At 61.0% G+C, this 6,013-nt stretch carries 9 protein-coding genes; 5 read left to right on the top strand and 4 right to left on the bottom strand.

Annotation, left to right across the window (positions count from 1 at the left end; genetic code table 11):
• Both QZ213_RS23280 and QZ213_RS23275 read right to left on the bottom strand, forming a co-directional pair.
• Positions 1-560 (bottom strand): formyltransferase family protein (locus tag QZ213_RS23280; RefSeq protein WP_291688435.1); only part of this gene is annotated, 560 nt, incomplete at its 3' end.
• Positions 561-728: 168 nt separating this feature from the next.
• Complete coding sequence (locus QZ213_RS23275) at positions 729-1,127, bottom strand: hypothetical protein (protein WP_291688434.1); 399 nt, start codon at positions 1,125-1,127, stop codon at positions 729-731.
• A 417-nt stretch (positions 1,128-1,544) separates the two neighbouring features.
• On the opposite strand from QZ213_RS23275, the gene QZ213_RS23270 reads away from it, so the two are divergent.
• Positions 1,545-1,853, top strand: coding sequence for a hypothetical protein (locus QZ213_RS23270; RefSeq protein WP_291688433.1), 309 nt, complete (start codon positions 1,545-1,547; stop codon positions 1,851-1,853).
• A gap of 1,226 nt (positions 1,854-3,079) precedes the next feature.
• Here QZ213_RS23270 and QZ213_RS23265 read toward each other — a convergent pair.
• On the bottom strand, positions 3,080-3,532 hold the full coding sequence (locus QZ213_RS23265) for a hypothetical protein (RefSeq protein WP_291688432.1): 453 nt from the start codon (positions 3,530-3,532) through the stop codon (positions 3,080-3,082).
• Positions 3,533-3,558: 26 nt separating this feature from the next.
• Positions 3,559-3,717: a hypothetical protein gene (locus QZ213_RS23260; RefSeq protein WP_291688431.1), complete on the bottom strand. Its 159-nt coding sequence runs from the start codon at positions 3,715-3,717 to the stop codon at positions 3,559-3,561.
• A gap of 74 nt (positions 3,718-3,791) precedes the next feature.
• On the opposite strand from QZ213_RS23260, the gene QZ213_RS23255 reads away from it, so the two are divergent.
• The 4 genes from QZ213_RS23255 (at position 3,792) to QZ213_RS23240 (ending at position 5,992) form a co-directional block, all read left to right on the top strand.
• A complete protein-coding gene (locus QZ213_RS23255; RefSeq protein WP_291688430.1) occupies positions 3,792-3,977 on the top strand; it encodes a hypothetical protein in 186 nt (61 codons plus the stop codon).
• Positions 3,978-4,265: 288 nt separating this feature from the next.
• Entirely contained in the window at positions 4,266-4,586 is a 321-nt protein-coding gene (locus QZ213_RS23250; protein ID WP_291688429.1) for a hypothetical protein, read from the top strand.
• Positions 4,587-4,978: 392 nt separating this feature from the next.
• Positions 4,979-5,395 carry a hypothetical protein gene (locus QZ213_RS23245; RefSeq protein WP_291688428.1) on the top strand — a complete coding sequence of 139 codons (417 nt, stop codon included), beginning with the start codon at positions 4,979-4,981 and terminating at the stop codon, positions 5,393-5,395.
• Between the two features lie 228 nt (positions 5,396-5,623).
• Positions 5,624-5,992, top strand: coding sequence for a hypothetical protein (locus tag QZ213_RS23240; RefSeq protein WP_291688427.1), 369 nt, complete (start codon positions 5,624-5,626; stop codon positions 5,990-5,992).
• Positions 5,993-6,013 lie beyond the last annotated feature (21 nt).

The raw sequence follows: 6,013 nt of genomic DNA, 5'->3' as shown, positions 1-6,013 counted from the left end.
AACTGTTCGTCCTGGGGTTTCGCGGGCAGGCTGTCATGGGCCTTGGCGTAGTCGATAACTTCGCCGAGCAGCTTCTGGCCGAGCGGAGCCAGCGCGCGCTCCCATAATTCCCGCGCGGTTTCACCCTTCTTGACGAAGCACCACTCCTGGGCGGCGATCGCGCCGGCGTCCATGCGGTCGGCGAGATGGTAGATGGTGCCGCCGGTGATCGGATCGCCTTCACGGATGGTCCATTCCACCGCCGCGATGCCGCGATGGCGGGGTAGCAGCGAGGGGTGATAGCCGATGCCCCCGAGCCTTGCGGCCGCCAGCGCCTCCTTGCTGATGCGGGCGTGGCTGTGCGCCGTCACGATCAGGTCGGTACCTTCGGCGATTTCCCGGGCCGCGACCAGCCTGGGCTTGGCCTGCACCACGACCTCGATCCCGGCGGCCTTGGCTGCCGCCGCCAGGCGGTCTTCGGCATCGGCCACCACGACCCTGACAATGTCGACCCCATGCTGGCGCAGCATGTTCAGTGTGGTCACGCCGAAATGGCGGGAGCCGACGAGGGTAATCCGCATGGTGGTTCCGTCCGTCCTGAGCCCTGGGGGATGTCGGGTCCCGTCGATAACACGTCGCGGGCTTCTGTCACGCCGCCGGACCGGGGTCGAGGGGTTTATCAACAAGGGGTAGGCGCCCGGCTGGATGCTTGCGCCAGGCCGTTTCCCGCCGGCCGCACAGGCAAACGGTCAGCCGAGACGCCGGCGCACCTCGTCCCGCATCATCTCGCGAAAGGCTTCCCGGCGCGCCGGCCTGTCTTTTTCGTGGATGTTGAAGCGATCGAAGATGTTGAAGTTTTCGAGGATCGCGTGACGGTCGCTGGCCATGGCCAGGATGCGCAGCAGCTCGGCCGCGGTGCCGCCGGGACCGGTAACTTCCCACCTGCGGATGGTGTCGGCGCCGTTGCTGGTTTCAAGGCCGCACAGTTTGGCCATATCGGCCGTCGACAGGCTTCTGCCGATGGCGTCGCCGAGATCCTGGCGAAGCTGCTTCAGTTCGGGGCCCGTCATCGGGAGTGGTCCGTCGTCAAAGACGGATAGCTGGCGGCAGAAAATGGCGAAGGCGAGGTTCGCGGCGCGCGCCGCCAATCGACGCTAACGGGCGCCGCGGGTCGGCACGCGGCCGTCAGCGTGACCAGTAGCCGTCGACGGCGTGAGCGACGAATATTCCGACACTAATAACGCCGAAGAGCGCAGTAACTGCATCCAACATGGCATCGATCCTTAGGCCCAGCGTCAATGACCTAACGGTACAGCTCGCTACACAGTCAAAAGAATTCCGGGAGAAATTGAATTTTGAAAGCTTGATGATGATTTTATGCAACAGGCTGCATCACCTCGGGGCAATCCGGACCGGCCCCGGCTGCGGCGGTGCAGGGGGACTGGCCCGTCTGGCATCGTCGATACCTGCGGCCGGTGACACCGGTTCACACCGGCGCTTTGCGCTCGACAGAAAGCCGATCCAGGCCGACAATCCGCAAATGCGAAGCCTCAGGGAGCGTGCACATGAGAAACGGACTGGCTTTCACGGTCGCGGCCGCTCTGACCGCTGCGGCCGTTGCCGCACCGGCCCGTGCCCATGAGCGCTGGCCCGCCATTCCCGCCGAGGTCGGCGTCGCAGCGGAGATCGCGGGGGTCGGCTGGGCTCCCTATCGCTGCGCCTTCGGCCCGGTCTACAATTTCTATCACGACGCTTATTATGGCGGAGAGCCGCCGGCGGTTTATCTCGGTTACGCCTACCGGCCGTATTATCGATACATGGCCTATCGCGCCGCTCCGCGGACCTATTTCTGCGACGCGACAGCGCGTCGTTAGGATCGTCTCTTCCTGAGCTTCCGCATCGGTCGATCGCGGGATCGGCAAATCCAGAGGCTTTCCGGCGTTAGCAGGGCATTAACCGCGCTGCGCAGGATCGCGCAACCATAGATCATCGAGCCCGTTGCCCTGACAACCAGGGGATAAACGAATGATGACATGGAGCAACGGGAAATCGGCAACGAGCTTTAGTCAGCGCTGTCGCAGCCTGAGCGTCGCTGCACGCGCCGTCCGCGAACGAGCCGTCACGCGCGGTTACGATCTCGATGGTTGGCGTCTCTCCCGCTTGATGCGGGAGGCCAGCACCGACGCGCAAGTCAATGTTGCCGAGCGGCAATTCAGTGCATGGCTGCGGGCAAACCCGCTCCAGGGCGCGGTTCAAGGGAACGGACCGCCCCGATAAGCAGCCGCAATTGTTCCCGATGGAGGCCCCGGAAAAACGCCGGGGCCTCGTTGCGCGCGGTTGGTTGCATTCGCACCAGCATCGCGCGGTCCCACTGTCGTAACGCAACCGGGACATTAAGTTTGGTCGCCAATCACCGGTTTTTCCATAAAGTTAAATCATTGCTGTTTCACTGAAAGTGCCGCACCGCCGCGCGGCTAGGTAGCCGGGCGCCACCCTTTTCCACCTACCCCAGAGGCGTAAGCGTCCGGCTACTTCGTATAGCGGCCAGTCCAGCGTTCGATTCAGAAGAGCCTCATGGGATTCGCCGTTGCGACCGCCCGGCTCGAGGCGGCGTTGATCCCGATGCTGGAGACCGGTTTGCCGATCCGACGCCGAACATCGCCAGAACGAACAGCTCGTTAAAGATCAGCCAGCCTATGAAGGCGGAATAAAGGGTCATGTTTCCTTCCAGGATCGGTCCAAGGCGGGAGCACAACGCTCTCGTCACCGGACTCATGCCTGCGACTCGGCGGTGATGGCACCGAGCCGATCAGTTTAACGGTCGGTTGTCAGTTCAATACGATACACGCAACCAATCAGCACACGCTCAGATTCAAACTGGGACATCGTGAGATTGATACGGACTGCATCCCGAGGCGCGGTTGAGGCGTGTGCTGATCGCGACAGCGTTGCCCGATGCCTGTGTTTGGGATTTCATCCCCGTTGGGCGGAAATGCTTTCGAACACCCCGGCGAGGCGGAAGCAGGGCCGATCCGGATGGAGATGCGGGAGTCCCGATGCGGGGAATTGCCAAACCGGAACATCAGACTGCAGTCCGCTTCTAACGTTCTCCAGCATCCAAGATCCAGGTCCGGTCGCCAAATGCGACATAAATCCGTTCCTGCCCAAGCGCAACGCCAAGTTCAATCGACAGCTCGTTCAACATCGCCTCGATCGTCTCGTCGGACAGATGGCCGAGATAGGCGTGAACAGCTTCGCCGGTGAACAGCGCCACCGGCTCGCGGTCCGAGCCAACCGTGCCATCCGGGCGGGGCCACGCATAGGTGACCTCCGCACGTGTGAACATGCCGGACAACGCGGGCTGACCCGCTTCCACCCGGCGTTTCATCCAGGCACGGGCAGTGCGGACGGCCTCCGAAACGTCGAAGACGCGGCCCTCGGCGTCCCAACCCTCGCGCAAGCCCACGCTGATGCGAAAATCGCGGCGAGGACCCAGCGATCCCGGAACAATGGAATAATCCTCAGCCTTGGGCGCAGCGGGTGGGGCGGTCATTTCGCTCTCGCCTTACGTTCCATTTGTCATCTTGATGTTCGCGACCCCAGCCACAATCCCGCAAAGGCGCCGACACCACTGAGCAGCACTCCCGAATAGGAGATCATGTCGCCACCCCAGAGTTCCGGAACAAGTCCGCCGACCGTGGAGCCAACAAAAATTCCGATCCAGATCGCTGATCGCATCTGTGCAGTATAGCACCGCCGGCACGTCCGCGCGCGAAAGGTGTATTGTCCGGCTCTCAACGGAGAATTCCACGATGATTTCGAAGCTCACAACCAGCCAAAAGGCCGAAGTCTGGGTCAACCTGGATCAGATCGTGCAGATGACCACCATCAGCGTCCAGGACGGCTCCCCCGCGACGGAAATAATCATGGCGAATGGCGCGGCGATCAACGTTTACGAGCAGCCGGCAGACATAGCGAACTTGACTAAGGCCCGTTGACCCCCTGATCAGCGCGGCCCCGGCCACGCCACGGCGGCGAGCCATGGCGCCGGACGGCCGGCACGTGACGGCGCGGAAACAACCGGACTCAGCAGTCCTTTCCGGCGCCAGGAAAAGCCTCGCAACCAGTTGTCAACCATCCTGGGTTATTCTGGCGTCCATGGGGACCAGGCTTCACCATGGCGGAAAAAGAGCGGTGAGAGCGCTTGGACGCCGCGCCGCCCTGCTTGATATCTGGCTCGAGCTTCTGGAGAGGATCGATGGCCCGAGGCGACGGCGCGCCGCGGCATGCCGGCACCGTCGAAACAATCCCATCCGCCGGCTCCCAAATACGAACTCCCAACTCCGGGCTCTTGGCGCACCCGCGATAAGCGGCCGAAACGAGTCGATGCGTCCATCCTGACCAGTACGCTGTTTTTGACGCCGGTCTATCGCACCGACGGCACCATCACGCCGGCGGCGTGGAGAGGGGGCGATCAAAACCCGAGGATCGAGACAACCGCCAACCCAAACATTACGCCGATCGCGGTGCGGACGGTGCGGAAAGCGCGGGCGATTCTGGATCTTCGCATGGGCTCAACCCCGGTCAGTGCCTATCCGGCGATCTAAAGCCGTAATGGTTAATCAATTCTTACTACAGGCGCAGTGACGGCTGGGACGCTTGAGACACGTCTGGCTGGTATCGGGGGCTTGGAACCAGTTTGAGCGGCCCCGGACATAGGTGACATTTCGTACGGGACACGTGGGTTACACTTATGCCTGCCAGCCGGAACGGACCTATCCGTTGCATGACCGCGATGTTCTCGTCACCGCTTGCTATGCGCAAACTTCTCACGTTCTAAATTGCCCTGGCTTAGATCATTTTTGCACGGCATCTGCGCAATCGCCGCAGGTACCGGCTGCTAAATTACAAGCCACCTGTCGCCGGAACTGTTGGGCCTCCGGTGCTGACTTTCGTCCAGACCAATCTTTCTGCCGGCAGCGGTCCCCGGGGGTACGACGTGGACGACTTCTTTCACCTTCCCAACGGTGGCTGCTGGAGACGTATTGTTGTTGTTGCGGCAATGTTCGACCAAAGCAACGCGACGATCGGCGGAATAACGATTGATCCCGGCGGTCTTGGTCTTGCGGTTTGTGGGATGGAGTCGCCGGTTCGGGATTCTCGGGGGCGAAGTCACCGTAACGGTTTCGAGCGGAGCGCTGCAATTTCACTTCATTGCCCTCACCAGACCGTCAATACGCCACAGGTGGTTGCCCGCGCGACAGGCAATATCGCCAGCCTTTCGGTTATTGGTGGACAGGTCATGGCGTCTGGTTCGGGAAGCACCGGCACTCAAACTTGGGATTACGGCGCGACCACACCACAACTTCCGTCTAGCATTCATGGTTCAGGCACAATCGCGGCTGCTGGCGAATGAACAAACACACAGTGCGACGGGTTGGCTATGAGTGGTTTTCATTTGACGCTTGGCGGGTTCCTGACGTTCCTGCTGTATATTTTCGCATCGATCGGAAGTTGGCGGTTAGCGGAGACTATTTGACGAGCGTCTGGATACTCGGGGTTTCGAGAGCGTTTGCTTTGGCACGTCGAAGCGGTTCTCTTTGTCTTACTCGCTATCAATGTAGGATCGGATGGACTTGGTCGATTGACTGAAATGTTTCGCTTAGCTGCGATGTCTAGCGGCTGGTACTCCGAACGTGGCCCCGCGCAGTTAAACTTGATCTTGGCGATGCTGGCGGGTTTCGTCCTTTCGGCGATTATAGGTCTTTACTGGGCGCGCAACACATCGGCCCCGGCAGCGTCATCTTTAGCTGTCTCATTCCTGCTGATTACCTTCGTCCTGATCAGGGCCGTTTCGCTGCACGCAGTGGATAAAATTGTTTTCGCGAGGATTGAAGGTGTGACACTCAGCTCCGTGAGCGAAGCTGGCGGTATCGTTGTCATCCTCGTGCTCATATTCTTGCGTCGGCAGCAACTGGGGCCTTCACAAAATCAAAGCCATCGCGGGGGTTGAGGACAGCGGCGACGCGCGTCG

Source organism: Bradyrhizobium sp., assembly GCF_017881085.1.
Classification (GTDB): domain Bacteria; phylum Pseudomonadota; class Alphaproteobacteria; order Rhizobiales; family Xanthobacteraceae; genus Bradyrhizobium.
This window is presented reverse-complemented; position numbering and strand designations above follow the sequence as displayed.